Consider the following 19,257-nt stretch of genomic DNA (forward strand, 5'->3'; position numbering starts at 1 on the left):
CGGCCTGCTTCGGACCTTTCGTGACTATTCTTAAATTTTTACTTTCCTTCGTAGGTGATTGCGGACTCTACGTCGTATCCGGCAAGGCGCTCCCGTCCTTTGAGGCCTGCAAGCTCCATCACGAAGCAGAGCTTTACGACCTTGCCGCCCAACTGCTCAATGAGGCCTACAATGGCCTCGGTGGTGCCGCCGGTGGCAATGAGGTCATCCACGACTACTACTTTCTGGCCCGGTTTGATGGCATCCTTGTGAATCTCGATCTCAGCGGAGCCATACTCCAGATCATACTTTGCAGTGATGGTCTCTCTTGGCAGCTTGCCCTTCTTGCGGATCGGAACAAAGCTCTTGTGCTCTGCGTAGGCAACCGGCACACCGAAGATAAAGCCGCGGGATTCTGGTCCTACAACCACATCGTATTCCAGATCTTTTACCATTTCACGGATGCTGTCAATAGCCAGTGCCAGTCCGTCTGCATCCTGCAAAATGGAGGTAACATCGCGGAAAATGATTCCCGGCTCCGGGAAGTCCGGAATGCTTACTACGTAATCCTCTAACTTTTTCATCTCTGTTCTCCTTTATTCGAGCGTTCGGAAACGCTTTATTTATGATTGTCTGCGCACTGCGCATCCATTCCGGCACTGCTACCGTAATACCTTCATCAGGTTCTTTACTTCCTTCTGGCACACATCCTCCTGGAAGGAGCCGTACTCATAAAAGCAATAGCCGGATACCGATCCGCTGGCACGCCCGGCTTCCACCTGGCGGCTGATGATATCATCGTAGCGTTTCCATTCCGGAATTCCGGTATTGTCCCGCGCGCTGCTTCCGGCTTTATACATTGCCAGGCCTATATACAGCTTCGCGTGGCCCTTCTTTACCAGGCTGATCCAGGTCTTTAAGTTATTCTCAAACGCAAAGGGAGCCGGACTGCCGTTCGACAGCTGATGCTCAAAGCCCCAGTAAATCTGCGGCATAATATAATCCACATAGCCATCATGAGACAGCCAGGTGTCTATGTCTGTAAACAGACGGTTATCACTGCGCAGATGATCCACATAGCCCTCCGGGCTGATGCCGAACTGGGCGGAAGGCCTTGCCTCTTTGACTGCCTTATAGACGCCGCAGATCAGTTCATTGACATTTTCCCGCCTCCACTGGGCGATGCTTAAGCTGCTGCCGGAAGCCTCGTATTCCGGCTTGTCAAACCAGCGGCTTTCCTTGCTGTTGTCCACTTCCGGATAAAAATAATCGTCAAAGTGAATGCCGTCCACTGTATATTTCTGCGCAATTTCCCGCACACCGTTGATGATAAGTTCCCGTACCTGCGGAATGGCCGGGTTGAAGTAATAAGCGCCATTCTGTTTTAAAACCCAGCGATCATTGGAAGGATTCCCATCCGTCAGCCACTCTTTCGCCGGGTTCTGGTCGGAAACCTGATCCCAGGTGTTATGATAGCCGGTCACGCGGTATGGATTAACCCAGGCATGGATCTGCAGGCCCTTATTGTGGGCTGCTTTCACAAAGATCGCAAACGGATCGTAGCCGGGATTCTCTCCCTGGGTTCCCGTCACAAAACGGGACCACGGAAAATATGCGGACGGATACATGGCATCCGCATCCGGGCGCACATGCACAAATACTGCATTCATCTTCAATTCCAGGCAGCGGTCCAGCATTTTATCTACTTCATGCTTGAAGGATTCCTGATCTGCCGGAAGCCGTTCCCAGTCCAGATAGGAAATCCATACGCCCCGCAGCTCATCGGAGCGGATGACCGATGCCGACGGAGCGGCAAAGGCCGTGACCACACCAGTCTGTAAAATCATCAGGCACGCAAACAGCAGGCTAAACGCCTGTTTCAGTCTCAGGCGCAGTTTTCCCGCGTCCCGATTCAGTTTCTTTTGTATCAGCATTCCAGCACCTCCCGGATGTCATTCCAAACGGGTTGTTCTTGCATTCCCGCATCCTTTTTACCATTATTTTTATAGATAGTATAGCAAAGGACACAGGAAAGAACAAGGAAACAAATCCTTAAGAAAAACCATCGAAATAGGTTACCGGTCCAGCAGAAATTCGCTTAAAACCACGTTGCTGACATCAATTCCAAGCTCTGTTAAGCGCACCATGGGCGCGTCGACTTCAATGAGCCCCTGCTGTTCCAGCTTCTTTAAGGCATCCCCGTAGACATTCCACATATTCTGCCCGAAGCGGTCCAGAAATTCACTTCCTGACACGCCCTTCATCATGCGCAGGCCCACAAACATGAATTCCTCCATTTTGTCTTCCAGAGAAAGCTCCTCAATGTCACGGGCAGCCGCTCCGCCTTCGTACAGGTTCAGGGACAGATACTCCTGCAGATTTTCCGTATTATGGTAACGGTAGCCGTAGGTGTAGGAGGATGCGCCAAGGCCAAGCCCCAGGTACTCCACACCGGTCCAGTATCCAATATTATGGCGGCACTCATACCCTTTTTTCGCGTAATTGGAAATCTCGTAACGCTCATAGCCATGGGCGGACATCATCTCTTTCGTCAGGTGATACATTTCCCGGTCCGTATCCTCGGCCGGAAGGTCCGGCAGTGTCATGACCGCCGCCCGGGCCGCCACCTCGGCCGCTGTCTTCGGTGCCGGAAGAGTTCCAGCCATTTGCGCCCCGCAGTCCAATTTTCTCTGCGGCTCCCCAAACCGCTCATAGAAAGGCGTTCCTTCCTCAATAATCAGGCTGTAGGCAGAGATATGCTCCGGTTTCAGCATCATGACTTTCTTCAGTGTATTTTTCCAGGAATACACATCCTGTCCGGGAAGGGCGGACATCAGGTCCACATTGATATTTTTAAAGCCTGCCTGTCTTGCCCGCTGATAGCTCTTTAGAAAAGAGTCGAAAGAATGGATGCGCCCCAGATATTTCAGTTCTTTGTCATCTGCGGACTGCAGGCCGATGCTTAAGCGGTTTACGCCACTCTGGCGGTACACCTCCAGCTTTTCCATGGTCAGGGTTCCCGGATTGGCTTCCATAGTGATCTCCGCATCCAGGGAGATATCAAAATTCTCAGACAGCGTCGCGAACAGCTCCATGATCAGATCCGCCGGAAGAATGGACGGAGTACCGCCGCCCACAAAGATCGTGGACACACGGTACTCCTGAAAATTCGGGCCCTGGCCGCAGATTTCCTCCAGCAGCTTGTCCATATAGTCCCGGTACACCCGCTCTGGCGCCGCAAAGGACAAAAAGTCGCAGTAGGCGCACTTGCGGGCGCAGAATGGGATGTGAATATAAAGTTCCAGTTCTCGTTTACTCATCATCTAATTTCAGAACACTCATGAATGCCTTCTGCGGGATCTCTACATTGCCCACCTGACGCATTCGTTTCTTTCCTTCCTTCTGTTTTTCCAGAAGCTTTTTCTTACGGGAGATATCGCCACCGTAGCACTTCGCCAGGACATCCTTACGCATGGCCTTGACGGTCTCACGGGCAATGATTTTTCCGCCCACAGCCGCCTGGATTGGAATCTCAAACAGATGGCGCGGAATCTCCTCTTTCAGCTTCTCGCACATCTTTCTGCCGCGCTCGTAAGCGGAATCCGCATGCACGATGAAGGACAGGGCATCCACTTCTTCTTTATTGATGAGGATATCAAGCTTCACCAGTTCTGAGGTTTCATAGCCCTTCATGTCATAGTCGAAGGACGCGTAACCTCTGGAACGGGATTTTAACGCGTCAAAGAAATCGTAGATGATCTCGTTTAACGGAAGGTCATACTTTAAGAGTGCTCTCGTCTCCTCAATATATTCCATGCCATGGTAAACGCCGCGGCGCTCCTGGCACAGAGTCATAATGGCCCCCACAAACTCCGTGGTCACCATGATCTCCGCGCTGACGATCGGCTCCTCCATGTACTCGATCTCAGTCGGGTCCGGCAGGTTAGACGGGTTGGTCAGCTCGATCATCTCGCCGTTTTTCTTGTGAACACGGTACACAACGCCTGGTGCAGTGGTAACCAGATCCAGGTTGTACTCGCGTTCCAGACGTTCCTGAATGATTTCCAGATGCAAAAGTCCAAGGAAGCCACATCGGAAACCAAAGCCCAGGGCAATGGAAGTCTCCGGCTCAAAATACAGGGACGCATCGTTTAACTGCAGCTTTTCCAGGGCGTCGCGCAGATCGTTGTACTTTGCGCCATCCGCCGGGTACAGGCCACAGTAAACCATGGAAGTAACTTTTTTATAGCCCGGAAGCGGCTCAGCGCACGGACGATTTGCGTCGGTAATGGTATCACCCACCCGGGTATCTTTCACGTTCTTGATGCTGGCGGTGATATAACCAACCATACCGGCACTCAGCTCGTCACACGGAATAAACTGGCCTGCGCCGAAGTAGCCAACCTCAACGACCTCTTCCTGGGCTCCGGTTGCCATCATGCGGATCAGGGTTCCCTTCTTCACGGTTCCCTCTTTGATACGGCAGAACACGATCACGCCCTTGTACGGGTCGTACAGGGAGTCAAAGATCAGGGCCTGCAGCGGTGCCTCCGGATCTCCAACCGGAGCCGGAACCTTGTGGACAATGGCTTCCAGAACATCTTCCACATTCAGTCCGGTCTTTGCGGAAATGCGCGGCGCGTCATGCGCTTCAATACCGATAACATCCTCGATCTCATCCGCAACCCAGTCCGGTCTTGCGCTTGGCAGGTCGATCTTGTTGATGACCGGGAACACATCCAGGTCATGATCCAGCGCCAGATACACATTCGCCAGAGTCTGGGCTTCGATGCCCTGGGCTGCGTCTACCACAAGAATAGCGCCGTCACAGGCTGCCAGGCTTCGGGATACCTCGTAGTTAAAGTCCACATGTCCCGGGGTGTCGATCAGGTTAAAAATATACTCTTCTCCATCTTTCGCGTGGTAGACGGTGCGTACAGCCTGAGACTTGATGGTAATGCCGCGCTCCCGCTCCAGATCCATATTATCCAGTACCTGGGCCTGCATCTCACGGCTGGTCAGAAGACCGGTCATCTCAATGATGCGGTCGGCCAGGGTAGATTTGCCGTGGTCAATGTGGGCGATGATACAGAAGTTGCGGATCTTGCTTTGGTCCATTGATGCCATGTATTTATTTCCTCCAATAACGTATAGGGTCTAATTTGTCAATTTATAATGATATCATTTTTTCACTCTCCTTGCAAGACGCTATCTGCCGCCTCTGCCAATAATTCCATGGCATTCCAGACCTCTTCCTTTGTGCTGGTCTGGGCTCCGGCCTCGATCAGAGAGGAACGGCCCCTCAGATGCAGGTTATAGCGCAGGCCTTTTAAGTAAATTTTCCTGGTAAATCCCGGATAGCGGCCACAGGCCAGCTGCATCTGAAAGCAGAAGGCCAGGTTTTCCTGCAGATACGGATTTGGCAGGTAGGCAATCTCGCCCTCCGGCGTACGGCTCATTCCCTGAAAGAACATGATCTTTGCCGTGGGCTTCCCCTGAATTTCCTGTACCAGCCGCAGGGAATCCGAAACGCCGTCCCGGTGCAGATCCAGGATCACCTCAATGGTGGGATGCTCCTGCAGGATTCCCTGCACGCCCTCCAGCGCGTAGGTATAGGCCCGGCTTCGCTCCAGCTTTCCCTCTTTCCGGTCATAAGCCGTGGTGTCGTGTATCACGTTCCAGCCCCGCTGCCTTAAAAGCTCTGCCAGATAACTCCCTGCCCCTGCTACGCTGGCGTCCGGGTTCTGCGGGCCGTAGTCCGCGTAGGTCTCGCTGGCATGGGTGTGGTAGATGAGGATCTGAGGCACATCAGGATTCTTCGTTAAGCGTACATCAGTTCCAAGAAGCTTCTCCACCTTCATGAGGCCGCGGTCCGCCGTAGTGGAGGCATGCACGCTGAAATACTGCTTCATAAGATAGTCGTAATCCTGGAGACGCGCAAGACTCGACGCAGAAAGCGCGCTCCCCGCGCCAGTCTGTTCCGTTTTCATTCCATCTGCCCCAGTACTCTCCTGTTCCCTGTCCGCTGCGCCCGCATTCCCGTCCTCGCCTTGCCATGAACGATTTCCCACCGCCACCGTTCCTTCTCCGCCCGTCTCCTCCGCATACGAAAACAGGTATCCGTACCGTTCGTACGCATACCTGTATGTCTCATAAACCGCATAGGCGGGATCTCTCCGCACGGATTCTTCTTTCTGAAACCTCGCCGCCGGGCAGCAAATCTGCAGACACAGTGCCAGAAGCCCTCTTACTGCCCAGACCAGCAGATTACTCAAAACGGACGATTTCCTTTTTCAGCCGCTTCATGATTTTCTTCTCCAGACGGGAAATATAAGATTGTGAGATACCCAGACGGTCTGCCACTTCCTTCTGCGTCATCTCTTCTCCCTCCGCATTTTTTAATCCATAGCGCAATTCCACAATGGTTTTCTCCCGCGGGCTCAAACGGTCAATGGCGGACTTTAGCAGCTGCCGCTCTGTCTCATCCTCCAGTCCACGATAGATGATATCATCATCGGTCCCGAGAATATCTGATAAAAGCAGTTCATTTCCGTCCCAGTCCACATTGAGCGGCTCATCAATGGACACCTCTGCCTTCGTCTTACTGCTGCGGCGCAGATACATAAGGATCTCATTCTCGATGCAGCGGGAAGCATAGGTAGCCAGCTTAATATTCTTCTCCGGATTAAAGGTATTGATGGCCTTGATCAGACCGATGGTGCCGATGGATATCAGATCCTCCACCCCCACAGCCGTATTGTCAAATTTCTTTGCTATGTACACCACCAGGCGCAGATTATGTTCAATCAGAAGAGACCTTGCCTCCTTCTCGCCCTCGGTTCCCAGAAGCGAAATCATTTCCGCTTCCTTTTTGCTTTCCAGCGGCGGAGGCAGGATATCCGCACCGCCAATATAGTGAACTTCCCCCTTCTTCTGCCACAGCATTGCGGTAAAAGAAGGAACTGCCTTAAACTGAAAACGATTTGGTACTGAAACTTTAACGATCACTTTTCCATCCTCCAGGTCTCTGTATTATAGTTCTCCATGCAGAAGCATCTCGTATTTGTGCCGTGCGGACAACGGAGTCTCGCTGATGGCCACCCACGGACGTTCCAGCACGCGGACCAGCCGCTCCTGCTGCCACACCTCTATCCGGTCCATGCGGACAGCAGCCAGAATTCCATGTTCTTTTCCTAGCGAGCAGAAGGGAACGTACAGGACTTCCGAAACCGGTTCACCAAACTCCCGGCAGACACTCTGTTCCAGAATGTGGACCGGCTGATGGCCGTAGGGCTCATACAGCTGGTTTCCCGTATCCCGCAAGGCCCGGACGGTTCTCTGCTTTCCCTGGTAATACAGCGTCACCTCATAGAGACTGTTCCGGAGCGTCATTCCATTTTTAAGAACCACGGTTCCGGCCCACAGCATTCCCCCGGCCGCGCCAAGCGCCAGGCTGAACCGCTGAAAGGTCCAGGGCGGCGTTTCCAGTGCCACAAACACGCCGCCGGTCAGAGCTGCGGTCATCCACAGCACCGTGACCCACCGCAGCATTTCCAAAAGACTGCAGCGTCCAAAAGCAGTCCGCGCCATGAGCACCGCCGGAACCACCAGTTCCAGAAGGATCCAGACAGGAAGCGGCAGTTTGGGAAAAAACACCAGGGCACACCCCGCCGCCGCCCCCACGGCAGCCCCCAGAAGCAGCCTCCCTTTTCGTTTCTTCAGAGGTATCTGCAAAACCAGTCCGGTAAGAAGCAGTAAGGACAGGTCCGCAAACAGATTCACCAGAAAAAGCAGATCCAGATACAGTGTTTCCGTCATTGCGCCCGCGTCCTCCCGCCGTCATGAGCATTGCCCTCATAACCATTCTCACTGCTCATGTCCATCATTATAATCATTCTGAGGAGAAAATTTTGTCAAACGGATGGAGCGGATTCCCGTTTTTGAACGACAAAAAAAGACAGAAGGCCAAATCTGGTCTTCTGTCTTTGTCGATTCCTGCGTTTTGCTTATCTCTTATTCTTTAAGAAATCCGGAATATTGATCTGAGTCTGGTTTAACGGACGATAGGAACCCTGGCTCGGTGCTGCGGCCTGCGCAGAAGCAGTCTGCTGCGGAGCCTGAGTCTGAAGCGTTTTTACAGCCGGAGCCTGTGCGTGAAGCTGCGGAGCTGCCTTCGGTGCAGTTGCGCTTGCCTCAGCAGCAGCGGTGCGGCTCTGGGTGTTTAAGTTTAAACTGGACGGCATTTTCGGCTTAAAGTTTCCGAACTCAGCCATAGCCTTGTTCACCGGAGTGTTTGCGTGAGCGTCCAGACCGGTTGCGATTACGGTGATGGTAGCCTCGTCCTGAGCGTTCTCGTCATACATAGCACCGAAGATGATGTTTGCGTCATCTCCAGCCAGCTCCTGAACATAGCTTGCTGCCTCGTTTGCCTCGATCAGGCTGATATCACCGGAAATATTGATGATAACGTGGGTAGCGCCCTCGATGGTGGTCTCTAACAGCGGGCTCGCTACTGCCTGCTTAACAGCCTCAACAGCCTTGTCATCACCCTTGGCATGTCCAATACCGATATGAGCAATACCCTTATCGGTCATAACAGTCTGAACATCTGCGAAATCGAGGTTGATCAGACCCGGTACATTGATCAGGTCGGTGATTCCCTGAACTGCCTGCTGTAGCACTTCGTCTGCTTTCTTTAAAGCATCCGGCATGGTGGTTCTGCGGTCAACGATCTCAAGAAGTTTGTCATTCGGGATCACGATGAGGGTATCAACGCTTGCCTTTAAGTTCTCGATTCCTGACAGAGCGTTGCTCATACGTGCCTTTGCCTCGAAACGGAACGGCTTGGTTACAACACCAACAGTCAGGATTCCCATGTCTTTTGCGATTTTCGCGATGACCGGAGCTGCACCGGTACCGGTACCACCGCCCATGCCACAGGTAACAAATACCATGTCTGCGCCCTTGATAGCCTGTGCGATCTCCTCAGAGCTCTCCTCTGCTGCCTTCTGGCCAACCTCCGGCTTTGCGCCTGCTCCTAATCCTTTGGTCAGCTTCTCACCGATCTGCATGGCGGTCGGTGCCTTACAGAACTGCAGTGCCTGTTTATCTGTGTTGATGCCGATGAACTCCACACCCGCGATATTCTCATCTACCATGCGGTTTACTGCATTGTTGCCGGCACCGCCGACACCGATCACAATGATCTTTGCGGAGTTTTCCGCTTCATTTATCTTAATCTCTAACAAGACTGATTCCTCCTTAACTTCTTTCATTGGCCTTTTGTAACATTTTTGTAACATTATATCAAAAACTAGTCTAGTAAATACTATAGGTGATTTCTCAAAAAATATCAACCGTTTTTTTCGCAAAAAAGCCGAAAAACTAGCCCTTTGGCTTAAAGGTATACATGGGGTTAGTCCTGGTCTCATCGTAATTATCCAGATACAGGATTCCGCTCTTTCCTTCCAGCTGCGGGAGCATGTCCCCAAGCTCCGCGATTTTGCCGTTGAGACCTTCATTGCTGCCCAGGATCACCTCAATCTCCCCCATGTAGAGCGTGGCCTCACCCAGAGTGTTGTACTGGATCTTGTCCACACTCAGGTCATAGATGGACAGGATCTGGGTCAGGTTTAAGATTTCCTCAAAAACCCGCTCACTCTCCACCGGGAGCTTCTGGTAAAGGACGATATGACCGAATTTCAGGCCCGTAATCCACGGAATGCCGTGAAGCTTCTGACTGGAGCTTTCCACGATGATACCGTCCTTGTCAAAGTACATATAGCTGCTCATATAGGACACATAACCCACCACGCTCTTCTCGTAGACAATGATCTCCGCCCGGTTCAGGCTCTTGATCACCAGCTTGTAATCCTCCACGAATGGAATTTTCTCATGCTTTCCGAAATGTTCGCGCAGGTAACAGAGCACCGTACTGCGGCTCGCGTTGTCCGGAAACACCAGATCTACTACCTGTTCATCTGTATATTTTTCATTTCCCGTAACCGTGATCTCCCGGATCCGGATGGAGCACACGCCCGCTATGATCACAAGCAACAGAAATAACGCTGCCAGAAGGATCGCCATTTTTTTCTTGCCTGGTCCATATTCCATCTGTTTCTTTTCTCCTATCGTCTGAAAAGATATTCTCCGCCTGCGAAAGCAGTTCGATGCGGGCTCCTGCTCCGGCCAGATCCCGGCAGATATCCTCGTAGCCACGGCGGATGTGTTCATAACCGCCAAGGAAGCTTGTTCCTTCTGCCGCAAGACACGCTGCTGCCAGTGCCGCGCCGCCACGCAGATCCTCTGCCATCACGCTGGCACCCTTCAAAGCCTTCACGCCATTCACCTGCGCAAATTTATCTTCTATTATAATATGTGCCCCAAGTTTCTGCAATTCTTTTGCCACGCAAAAACGGTTTTCAAATACATTCTCCCGGATGCAGGATGTTCCGTCCGCAAGAGCCGCTGCCGCCATCACGACAGACTGCATATCCGTTGGAAACTCCGGGTAGGGCCCTGTCTCGATGTCCACCGGGCCGGGCCGTCTCTGCATGGAAACCCAGATGCCCTCTTCCACCGGCTCCAGCTGCGCGCCCATCTGTTTTGCCGTCCAGAGTGTCTTTCCCATATGCTCTGCCGGAGCTTGCTCCAGAAGGACATGACCACCCGCACAGAGAACCGCGCCGAGATATGTTCCGGCCACAATGCGGTCCCCTGGAAGGGAGAAGCGGGAATCCCGGAAACTCCCCGTGCCCCGGACACGGATCACGGAGCTTCCGGCTCCCTCCACCGAAACCCCCATAGCCTTTAGAAAGCTGCACAGAATCCCGATTTCCGGTTCTCTGGCTGCTCCGGCGAGTACAGTCTCTCCCCTGGCCCCAGCCGCGGCCATTAAAATATTTTCTGTGGCTCCCACACTCGGATAGGGCAGATGAATTTCCGCACCCAAAAGCCCCGCAGGTGGAGCTTCCGCCCGGATCCGGTTATCCTCAATCCTGACAACCGCCCCCAGCTCCGTAAGCCCCCGGATATGCAGATCCACCGGCCTTTTCCCAATGCGGCAGCCGCCAGGCAGACTGGTTTCCACCCGCCCCAGGCGCGCCAGCAGCGGACCTAACAGCATCACGGATGACCGCATCTGTCCGGCCAGCGTCTCCGGTATCTCTGCTGCAGAGAGGGAGGCTGCCGAAATACTCAGGCGCTCTCCCTCCAGCCGGCATTCTGCCCCCAGAGCATTCAAAATCCCCAGCATACAGAAAACATCCTGTATTTTGGGGATATGCTCCAGTACCGTGGTTCCGTTATGAAGAAGAGATGCTGCCATAACCGGCAGCACCCCGTTCTTGGAACCCTGTATTTTAATACTACCTTCCAGACTGTGTAACCCTTCTATCCGAAGCACAGACAATCCGCGATCCCTCCTGTACACGATCTTCCCTCTTCCTTATCTTATGTACCTTCAGAACCATCGGTTCAGGATTTTCCGTCCGGAATCACATTTTTCGCGCGGGTGGCGATAACCTTTACCGCTCCAGCCGGATCTGGTTGGAAACCCCAAGCACCATGCCCATCTCCATCATCAGAAAGAGTACCGACGTACCTCCGTAACTGATGAAGGGAAGCGTAATTCCGGTATTCGGGATCGTGTTGGTTACTACCGCGATGTTTAAGATTACCTGAATCGCAATATGTGCCATAACGCCCACCACGATCAGCGCTCCCAGAAGATCCGGCGCGTTGTTAGCAATCAGCATGAAACGGTAGATCATAAACAGGAAAATGAGAATGACGGAGACCGCTCCAAACAATCCCAGTTCCTCGCAGATGATAGAAAAGATCATATCGTTCTGCGCCTCAGGCACAAAGCCCATCTTCTGGATACTCTCGCCCAGTCCCTTGCCAAAAAGGCCGCCGGAGCCGATGGCGTAAAGTCCCTGAAGCACCTGGTAGCCACCATCCATCGGGTAGCTTTCCGGAGAAAGCCATACATGGATACGGCTTAACTGATACGGCTTTAACAGCTTGATCTTCTCGAGAAAAATTGCCAGGGGACCAGCTGTAACTACCGTCAGGAGCGCCAGGCCGCCGCAGGCGTAAAACGGCCACTGCTTTTTGCAGGCCACAAACAGCATCACAAAAGCAATTCCCGCAATGATGATACCGGAGCTTAAGTTATTTGCCGCTACAATACCGGCAATCGGGAGCGCAAAGCCCATGACCCGGACCATATTCTTCCAGGTATTTACACTTGCCCCCATGCGGGTAATCAGCACTGCCAGAAAGATGATCAGCGCGATCTTTACGAACTCCGTCGGCTGGAAGCTTAAAGAGCCGATGCCCAACCAGCGCTTTTTACCGTTTACCTTCTTACCGACCAGGGTAACCGCAATCATCAGCACATAAGACAAAAGGTAGGCAAACATGGAAAACTTTGCGTACCAGTGATAATCCAGTTTGGAAATAATCAGGGCCAGAACCAGTCCGCCAGCCCCGATCTTAAGCTGACGCATCATGAAATAACCGGCATTGTTATATTTTAACTGTGCTGTGTAGGAGCTGGCACTGTAGATCATGACCAGTCCAAACACCGACAGAAATATGATACAGAACAGCAGGCTGTAATCATAAAACCGTTTCGGCCGGTTCTTCTTTGCCATATCACTCCTCCTACAGGTTTCTTACACATTCCTTGAAAATCTCGCCGCGCTGCTCGTAGTTATCGAACATGCCCCAGCTTGCGCAGGCCGGAGAGAGAAGAACATTGTCTCCCGCGTTGGCATAAGCCGCGCAGACACGCACTGCCTCTGCCATATCCTCCGCATACATGATATCAGTAAACCCATGGCTTCTCGCGCACTCCGCGATCTTGTCTCGGGTCTGGCCGATCAGCACCAGATATTTTACCTTATCACCGAACGCCTCAATCCACTCGTCATACTCGCTGTGCTTGTCGTAGCCGCCTGCAATGAGGACAGTCGGTCCCGGCATTGCGCGGATGGCCTGGATCGCCGCGTCCGGATTGGTTCCCTTGGAATCGTTGTAATAGCGGACACCGGAGCGCTCCAGCACGAACTCAATGCGGTGCTCTACAGCCTTGAACTCTTTTACGGCTTTGCGGATCAGATCCATCGGCACACCCATGCGGATGCTCATGGCTACCGCTGCCATCACGTTCTCATAGTTGTGTTTGCCGAGAAGCTGCATATCCGTCTTTACGTTTAAGACCTCTTCCTTTTTGCCGTCATGAGCGTAGAGCATCATGTCGCCGTCTAAATACATGCCTTCTTTTAAGGTCTGGGTGCTGGAGAAGAAGATTACCTTCGGTTTCAGATCCTTCTTCTCACCAAACTCCCGCAGTACCTTATCGTCATAATTCAGCACGATGCAGTCATCCTCTGTCTGGTTCACTGCCACGCGCTCCTTCACCTCAATGTAATTCTCCATGGTGCCGTGACGGTTTAAATGATCCGGCGTGATATTTAAGATAGCGCTGACGTCCGGATGGAAATCCATGATGGTCTCAAGCTGGAAGCTGGAAACCTCAGCCACGGTTACGGACTTGTCTGTGGTATCCAGTGCCACATCGGTGTAGGGAATGCCGATATTTCCTACCACGAACACTTCATCAAAAAATGTCTTCATGATAGCGCCGGTCAGGGCCGTGGTCGTGGTCTTTCCGTTAGTTCCGGTAATGGCGATGAGTTTGCCCTTTGCCACATGGTAAGCCAGCTGGATCTCACTCCAGATCGGAATCTTGGCCTCATCCAGAACCGGCACGAACGGAGCATCTAACGGAATGCCCGGGCTGATGATGGAAAGCTCCACGCCTAAAAGATCCGGTCTCGTCAGTTCTCCCAGAACAATGGTAACCTTTGCGTCTTCCTCAAAATTTTCTTTGATCTTTTCCGGGTCCAGCTTGTCGTTGCCGTCGTAAAGCACGACCTCGCCGCCCATGGCAAGAAGAAGCTTTGCTGCTGCGATACCGCTTTTGCCGGTACCTGCCACTAATACTTTCTGACTCATCTCATATACCTCCTGTCCTTCCGATTATAATCCTAAGTACGCCACCAGACAGAGCAGCGCGGTCACGATGGAAAAAACTGCGACTACGCGGGTCTCAGACCATCCGCCCAGTTCAAAATGATGGTGGATCGGCGCCATGCGGAAAATACGCTTTCCGTGGGTTGCCTTAAAGTAAGACACCTGCATGATGACCGAAAGCACCTCCACCAGGTAGATCAGCCCGATGATGGGGATGAATAACGGGATCTGCATCATGAATGCGCTGGAAGCGACAAAGCCGCCCAGCGCAAGGGAACCGGTGTCTCCCATAAATACCTTTGCCGGATAAACATTAAACAGTAAAAAGCCAAGCAGACTACCCACCACTGCTCCGGTGATCGGACTGATGCCGCTATTCTCGCCAATGGAAATGATGGTTAAAAAGGTTGCCACCAGAATGGTCACGCTGGTGCACAGGCCGTCCAGTCCGTCGGTGAAGTTCACGCCGTTGTCAGTTCCGAGCACAACAAAGAACACAAACGGGATGAATAAAAAGCCAAGATCCAGATAGATTCCGTGCTCAAATCCACCGGTAAACGGAACCAGCATGGAGGTTCCCACCTCGTCGGAGCACACCAGATAATAAACAAAAATGCCGGTAATGATAAACTGACCGATCAGCTTCTGCACCGGGTTTAAGCCCTCAGAACGCTTCATCACAATCTTGATGTAGTCATCCAGAAATCCGATCACGCCAAAGCCAACCGTCATAAACAGCACCGGAATGATGCGCGGATAATCACGAATATATAACAGGGACGTAATGACCACGGCAGTTAAGAATACCAGGCCGCCCATAGTAGGAGTTCCCTGCTTTTTTAAATGTGCCTGTGGGCCGTCTTCGCGGACCTGCTGTCCAAATTTCAGCTTATGCAGAAACGGGATCACGATCGGACAGAGGATCGCGCTGACTGCAAATGCGATGATGATCGCAAGGATAGTTTCGTTAATCATAATACTCTCCTAGATTCCTTATGTATTTTTGACATATTGTTAAGTATACGTCTTTTCTATTTTCTTTGCAAGGTTGTTTCAGGTAAACTTTTAGAAGCCGGTCACCTTTCGTTCTTCTCCGTGACAGGCTCCTGCCGTATTCCCAGATAGGGCAGGATATTCTGAAAAATATCCGCGATCACCGGCGCCGCAATGGTGCCTCCATAGTAGATTCCCTGGGGCTCATCAATGGTGATCAACGCAATCACCTGGGGATCGTCTGCCGGAGCAAAGCCAACGAAGGAGGAGATGTATTTTTTCAGGCTCCTGGGTAGTTTTTCCGAAGTGGCCGTCTTTCCTCCGATGCGAAATCCCGCCACTGCCGCTTTCTTTCCGCTTCCCTCTGCCACGACCTGTTCCAGCACGTATCGCATGGTTTTACTGGTCTCTTCCGAGAGGATCCGTTTTCCTTTCGGGTAAGAAAAGCGGTGGATGAAGCTTCCGTCTGCCGCCACAGCCTTTACTCCGAAATGGGGCGTGATCCGTGTTCCGCCATTCACAATGGAAGCCGCAGTGGTAATCAGCTGGATAGGCGTGATCTGAAAAGACTGGCCAAAGGAAACGGTAGCCAGTTCCACAAGCCCCATATTTTCCTTTTTGTGCATGATGGTTCCTGCCTCTCCCGGCAGGTCGATGCCCGTTTTTTCCCGCAGGCCAAACTGATCAAAATACTGGCAGTACCGGTCAATGCCAAGGCGCTGGCCCACATCAATAAATACCGGATTGCAGGAATTCATGGCTCCCTGCAAAAAAGTCTCCCCTCCATGTCCTCCTACTTTGTGACAGCGGATTTTGCGGTCCTCCACCACCCGGAAGCCCGGGCAGGAAAACTGATCCGTCAAAGATACCACTCCCGCCTCCAGTCCTGCCGCCGCGGTAATGATCTTAAAGGTAGACCCCGGCTCGTAGGTATCATTGATGGCCGGATTCCTCCACATCTGGTTCAGCCGCTCCTGCTTTTCCTTTACGGAAAGCAGTGCTGTATCCTCTTCCGTATTTAATGTGAACGGATCATTGAGATTAAATTCTGGCACATTGACCATTGCCATAATTTCCCCATTCTGCGGATCCATAACAATCACCGATACCCGTTTTGCGCCCTTTCGTTCCATAACAGTTCGTGCCGCCTGCTCTGCATAGCGCTGGATGTTCACATCCAGGCTCAGATAGAGATCTGCACCTGCCACCGGCTCAATCCGCTCTTCAAAGGCATTTTCCAGTTCTACTCCTGCCGCGTCCGCCATCGTGAGAATGATGCCGTTCTTTCCTTTTAAAACAGCTTCGTACGCAACCTCCAGTCCAATGATTCCCTGATTATCACCGCCGGTAAAGCCGAGCACTTTGGAAGCCAGACTGTCAAACGGGTAATACCGCTTGTAATCCTCATCGACCTTCACTCCGGCCAGATGCAGTTCCCGGATACGGTCCCCGGTTTCCTTGTCCACATTGGTGCGTATAATCTCACGGGAGCTTCGTTTTTCCACTTTTTTCCGGACTCCGGCCTCCTCCATCCCCAGGTTTTCACACAGACTGTGAATGACCGTGTCCGAATCCGTTACCTGATTGTGGATCACGGAAATGGTACAGACTGTGCGGTTTGCCGCGATCACCGTGCCGTTTGCGTCCAGGATCCGTCCTCTGGCTGCCTTGATGGCGCGTTCCCGCTGATGCAGATCCTGTGCCATCTCACTGTAATGATCTGCCCGGTACATCATAAGAAACACAAGCCGCCCTGTCAGTCCCACCATGCCCAAACACAGCAGACCAAACAGAACGGCTATCCTTCTCCGGTGGTGGGTCAGAAACGCGCTCCGATTTCCATATTCCATACCGGCTCCCTTAAAACAGTCATTATTCTATTGTATGAAGCATCCGGAAGCATTATTCCCCTGCGGATGAGGTTGCGCTCATGGTCTCGCGCTCCGCCTGGGAAGTGGATTCTCCCGCGCTTTCCGTCTGTTTTTCTGCTTCCGTGCTGCTTTCACTTTCTGCTTCACTGCTTTCCTGGCTGCTCTCCGAAGCAGAAGTTTCCGGAACCGTCTGGGCCGGAGGAACATAGCCACCTCCGGCATCCGTTCCGTTTTTCCCGGTTTCATCCGTTTCCGTGCTCTCCGGTACATCCTCCGGCAGATCAGAATCCGCGCCCGGCTCAATGTATTCTTCGGTCTCGTATACCTTCGGCTCTGCCTCGGTCTCCGGAGTCACGCTGCTGTTATCCGTGATGCCCTCCGCCTCCGGAAGCTGTGCGGCTGCCTCACTCTGCTGCTGCTCAAAGTCTACCGACGGGAACACATTCAGATACGGAAGAATGTCTCCCATGATCTTGGAGAATACGCTGCTGGCATAGATACTGTGCGGCTGGTCCTCCACATGCGGAGTATCAACCGTAACATACACCAGCACCTGCGGGTCGTAGGCCGGAGCAAAACCACAGAAGGACAGCAGATAGTTCTTCGCGGAACGCGGAATCTTCTCTGCAGTACCCGTTTTTCCAGCAATTTCATAGCCTTCTACCGCAGCTGCCTTACCGGTTCCCTCGGAAACCGTACGGAACAGCGCGTCCTTGATAAAGCTACTGGTAGACTCAGAAACGGTCTCGCGAACCAGCTTCGGCTTAACCTCTTTCACCACAGATCCCTGATCGTTTAAGATCTGTTTTACCACATGTGGCTCATAGTAAGAGCCGCCATTGATGACCGAACCGTAGGCCGCTGCCATCTGGATCATGGAACAGTTATAGTTCTGTCCGAAGGAGTTGGTTGCCAGGTCCGCGGAGTTCATCTCACTGGCGCTGCGCACCAGGCCCTTGGCATCTGCCTCGCCCGGCAGGTCAATACCGGTCTTCTGGCCAAAGCCGAAGGCATTCATGTAACGGGTAAAGGTGGTGGCACCCATCTTTGCCGCAATCTGCATCAGGGCATCGTTGCAGGAAACCATCAGGGCTTCTGCCACCGTCAGCATGCCATGTCCGCCCTTCCGGAATGCCGTACACTTAATCTGATGACCGGCCACCTCCTGGTAACCATCGCAGTAAAAGGTGTCATTCGGAGAAATCACTCCCTCTTCCAGAGCTGCCGCTACCGTAAAGATCTTAGATGGAGAACCAGGCTCGTAGGTATCACTGATATCGTAATTTCGCCACTTCTGGTTCCAGGCCACCTGAAGTCCGTAGGAGCGGATCTCATCTGCGGAATAATGTTCCGGCACCTGGTCGATGGTGATGGTGCTGCCGTCTGTTTTTTTATGCTGGCGGTTGTAGGTCTGCATAGCCTCCTTTAAGCCCATCTCCCGCAATTCTTCTTCACTGAAGCTGTCCGCCGCGCTTCTCGGATTGTTCAGATCAAACATGCTGTTGTTGGCCATCGCCAGAACTTCACCATTATTCGGGTTCATGACCACAACGCCAATATGCTCGGAGCCCGGATCGGCCATCCACTCGTTGATGCGCTTTTCTACTGCGTTCTGGATATTCACATCAATGGTAGATACCACCGTATTGCCGTTCTCGGCCGGCTTGATCACACGCTCCAGGTTGGAATCATCATTTAAGTAACCATATTCCCGTCCATTGGTACCCACCAGAGAATCGTTGTAGGACTGCTCAATACCGCCGTTTCCGGTTCCACCGTCACTGGTAGCAAAGCCAATTACGTTGCAGGCCAGGGAATTGTACGGATAAATACGCTTAAACTCATCCTCAAACCAGACCCCCTTGACCCGGGCCTTGGAATCTGCCTTGGCGTTGGCCTTGTTGGTATCAGCCTGGTACTGTTCAAAGGCCTCTTTCTGGTCATAGGAAAGCTGCTTTGCATAGCGCAGATATGCTTTCGTGGAGTTATCGCGGATGAGATTTCGCATCTCATTCTCATCATACCCGAATATCGTCACCAGCGCGGTAACGGTAGCATCCAGATAATCATCCTCCGCCGACATGATCTGCTTTGAATCAATGATCAGGTTGTAAACCTTCTCTGTCGTGGCCAGATAAGTACCGTTGCGGTCCACAATATCGCCACGCCGGTACGGAAGCACACGGCTGTCATACTGCTGCTGGGACAGCACGATCTGGTTGTAGCTGTCCTGTTTTGTGGTGATGATGTGATATAACACATAGATTAACGCAAACAAAGCCAGCGTAATCACAATGACTGTGACCGCCAGCTTTTCCTGCATATACTTCGTGAAGATCCGGCGCGCGCCGGATCTTCGTTTGTCCCCCAT

15 protein-coding genes are annotated in these 19,257 nt (G+C 52.4%); all 15 read right to left on the minus strand.

Going from position 1 to position 19,257, the window contains the following annotated elements; all coding sequences use genetic code 11:
• Positions 1 to 38: 38 nt before the first annotated feature.
• Positions 39 to 563 (minus strand): adenine phosphoribosyltransferase, encoded by a 525-nt coding sequence (locus tag DWY84_RS01665; RefSeq protein WP_118530293.1) that lies wholly within the window; start codon positions 561 to 563, stop codon positions 39 to 41.
• A gap of 78 nt (positions 564 to 641) precedes the next feature.
• Positions 642 to 1,913 carry a family 10 glycosylhydrolase gene (locus DWY84_RS01670; protein WP_118530295.1) on the minus strand — a complete coding sequence of 424 codons (1,272 nt, stop codon included), beginning with the start codon at positions 1,911 to 1,913 and terminating at the stop codon, positions 642 to 644.
• A 141-nt stretch (positions 1,914 to 2,054) separates the two neighbouring features.
• A complete protein-coding gene (hemW, locus tag DWY84_RS01675; protein WP_182434901.1) occupies positions 2,055 to 3,302 on the minus strand; it encodes a radical SAM family heme chaperone HemW in 1,248 nt (415 codons plus the stop codon).
• Positions 3,292 to 5,106 (minus strand): translation elongation factor 4, encoded by a 1,815-nt coding sequence (lepA, locus tag DWY84_RS01680; RefSeq protein WP_118530299.1) that lies wholly within the window; start codon positions 5,104 to 5,106, stop codon positions 3,292 to 3,294. The genes hemW and lepA overlap by 11 nt, the downstream gene beginning before the upstream one ends.
• Before the next feature lie 62 nt (positions 5,107 to 5,168).
• Complete coding sequence (locus DWY84_RS01685; RefSeq protein WP_243024707.1) at positions 5,169 to 6,254, minus strand: stage II sporulation protein P; 1,086 nt, start codon at positions 6,252 to 6,254, stop codon at positions 5,169 to 5,171.
• On the minus strand, positions 6,247 to 6,987 hold the full coding sequence (gene sigE, locus DWY84_RS01690) for an RNA polymerase sporulation sigma factor SigE (RefSeq protein ID WP_118530301.1): 741 nt from the start codon (positions 6,985 to 6,987) through the stop codon (positions 6,247 to 6,249). Before sigE ends, DWY84_RS01685 begins: the two co-directional genes overlap by 8 nt.
• 24 nt (positions 6,988 to 7,011) lie before the next feature.
• Positions 7,012 to 7,797 carry a sigma-E processing peptidase SpoIIGA gene (locus DWY84_RS01695; protein ID WP_118530303.1) on the minus strand — a complete coding sequence of 262 codons (786 nt, stop codon included), beginning with the start codon at positions 7,795 to 7,797 and terminating at the stop codon, positions 7,012 to 7,014.
• Positions 7,798 to 7,985: 188 nt separating this feature from the next.
• A complete protein-coding gene (gene ftsZ / locus DWY84_RS01700) occupies positions 7,986 to 9,227 on the minus strand; it encodes a cell division protein FtsZ (RefSeq protein WP_118530305.1) in 1,242 nt (413 codons plus the stop codon).
• Positions 9,228 to 9,363: 136 nt separating this feature from the next.
• On the minus strand, positions 9,364 to 10,065 hold the full coding sequence (locus tag DWY84_RS17645) for a cell division protein FtsQ/DivIB (RefSeq protein WP_243024715.1): 702 nt from the start codon (positions 10,063 to 10,065) through the stop codon (positions 9,364 to 9,366).
• On the minus strand, positions 9,971 to 11,410 hold the full coding sequence (gene murA / locus DWY84_RS01710) for a UDP-N-acetylglucosamine 1-carboxyvinyltransferase (protein WP_347560740.1): 1,440 nt from the start codon (positions 11,408 to 11,410) through the stop codon (positions 9,971 to 9,973). The genes DWY84_RS17645 and murA overlap by 95 nt, the downstream gene beginning before the upstream one ends.
• 94 nt (positions 11,411 to 11,504) lie before the next feature.
• Entirely contained in the window at positions 11,505 to 12,638 is a 1,134-nt protein-coding gene (locus DWY84_RS01715) for an FtsW/RodA/SpoVE family cell cycle protein (RefSeq protein WP_118530311.1), read from the minus strand.
• Between the two features lie 10 nt (positions 12,639 to 12,648).
• Entirely contained in the window at positions 12,649 to 14,004 is a 1,356-nt protein-coding gene (gene murD / locus DWY84_RS01720; protein WP_118530313.1) for a UDP-N-acetylmuramoyl-L-alanine--D-glutamate ligase, read from the minus strand.
• Positions 14,005 to 14,028: 24 nt separating this feature from the next.
• Complete coding sequence (gene mraY / locus DWY84_RS01725) at positions 14,029 to 14,997, minus strand: phospho-N-acetylmuramoyl-pentapeptide-transferase (protein WP_118530315.1); 969 nt, start codon at positions 14,995 to 14,997, stop codon at positions 14,029 to 14,031.
• 101 nt (positions 14,998 to 15,098) lie between these two features.
• Positions 15,099 to 16,865, minus strand: a complete 1,767-nt coding sequence (locus tag DWY84_RS01730; RefSeq protein ID WP_118530317.1) for a penicillin-binding transpeptidase domain-containing protein — start codon at positions 16,863 to 16,865, stop codon at positions 15,099 to 15,101.
• Between the two features lie 52 nt (positions 16,866 to 16,917).
• Positions 16,918 to 19,257 (minus strand): penicillin-binding transpeptidase domain-containing protein, encoded by a 2,340-nt coding sequence (locus DWY84_RS01735; RefSeq protein WP_243024708.1) that lies wholly within the window; start codon positions 19,255 to 19,257, stop codon positions 16,918 to 16,920.

The organism is Clostridium sp. AF27-2AA, assembly GCF_003478505.1.
Classification (GTDB): domain Bacteria; phylum Bacillota; class Clostridia; order Lachnospirales; family Lachnospiraceae; genus Brotaphodocola.